Source organism: Rhizobacter sp. P2_H2 (assembly GCF_056403375.1).
The window spans coordinates 1-1649 of sequence record NZ_JBFUFP010001153.1 but is presented as its reverse complement, the minus strand read 5'-3'; the positions used below and the strand labels follow the sequence as shown (position 1 = coordinate 1649).

Genomic DNA, 1649 nt, shown 5'->3' with positions numbered 1-1649 from the left:
GGCCAGCACCGGCGCGGCGCCGATCGGCTGGCGCATCACGCCGGCGGTCGGCTCGAACACGCGGGCGAGCGTGGCCGCGAGGCCGGCCAGCGCGAAATCGCTGAACGCCGGGCCGATCAGCGTCACGCCGGCCGGCAGGCCGTCGCCGCGCATCGGGCCGGGCAGCGCATGGGCCGCCATGTCGAGCAGGTTGACGAAGTTCGTGTAGTGGCCGAGGCGGCGGTTCGGCTCGAACGGATCGGCCTGCAGCGCGGCCAGCGTCGGGTGCGTCGGCGCGCTCGGCACCACCAGCACGGCCACCTGCGCCCACATCGCCGCCGCCTGCCGCTGCGCCGCGGCCAGCGCGTACTGCGCTTCGAACAGCTCGTGCGCGGCCGGCGCGCGGCCGCTGCGCACGATCGCCGCGACGATGGGGTCGGCACCGGGCGGGTGGCCGTCGAGGAAGGCGCCGACCGCTGCATAGCGTTCGGCCACCCACGGCCCCTGGTACAGCAGCGCCGCGACGCGCGCGAGCGGCTCGAACGGCACCGGCACCAGCTTGCAGCCGCGTTCGCGCAGATGCGCCAGCGCGGCCTCGAAGGCGTCGCGCGCCTGCGCATCGCCGAAGAACTCCAGCGTGTCGGGCACGCCGACCGCGAGGTCCGGCAACGCGTCCAGCCGCAGCCGCGGTGGCAACGCCGTGCGGCTGAACGGATCCTGCGGGTCCGGCCCGGCGGCCTGGCTCGCAACCGCCCACGCGTCTTCCGGCGTCAGCGCGAACACCGAGATGCAGTCGAGGCTGCGGCAGGCCGGCACCACGCCGGTCGACGGCACCCAGCCCTTGGTCGGTTTCAACCCGCTGATGTGGCAGAAGCCGGCCGGCACCCGGCCCGAGCCCGCCGTGTCGGTGCCGAGCGCGAACGGCACCTGGCCGGTCGCGACCACGTAGGCCGAGCCGGAACTGGAACCGCCGCTCACATGGGCTGCATCGAACGGGTTCGGCACCGCGCCGTACGGCGATCGTGTGCCGACCAGGCCGGTCGCGAACTGGTCGAGGTTGGTCTTGCCGACGGGAATCGCGCCGGCATCCACGAGGCGTTGCACCGCGGTCGCATGCTGCGCGGCCGGGCCGCTTGCGAAGCCCGGGCAGGCGGCGGTGGTCGGCAGCCCGGCCACGTCGATGTTGTCCTTCACCGCGAACGGCAGGCCGAAGAGAGGCCGCCGCTCCCACAGCGCCGCGCCTTCGCCGCGCGCGCGGGCATCGCAGGCCTCGGCCTCGGCCAGCAGTTCCTCCTCGGGCCGCAGCGCGATCCAGGCCGAGGCCGCATGCCGTGCACGCTCGTGCAGCACGCGCTCCATCAGGCGGCGCACCGTCAGGGTGCCTTCGCGCAGCGCCTGCTGCAGTTCACGCAAGGTCCGGGGCTCGAGGGACATGGGATCGGGCTCCACAAATCAGTGAATGCGATCTTGTATGCAAGTTGCGAGCCATGGTTTTCCCTCATGTTGCGTGGGTGCCGATACGCTCCTTCGGGGGTGTTTCAACGCCGCCAGGGATGGATGCATGAACGTACACTTTTCGACTCACTCACAGCAGTACGGCCACGCATGAAGGCGGTCTCCAAGAAGGTCAGCAAGACCCCACCCCCCAAGCCGGTGCGCAAGCGTGCCGC

General features: G+C 72.4%; 1 protein-coding gene. It reads right to left on the bottom strand.

The genetic code is table 11. The features are described from left to right. The coding region (atzF, locus tag AC1D15_RS31055; RefSeq protein WP_477829063.1) for an allophanate hydrolase at window positions 1–1413 on the bottom strand (1413 nt) is incomplete at its 3' end. Between the last annotated feature and the right edge of the window lie 236 nt (window positions 1414–1649).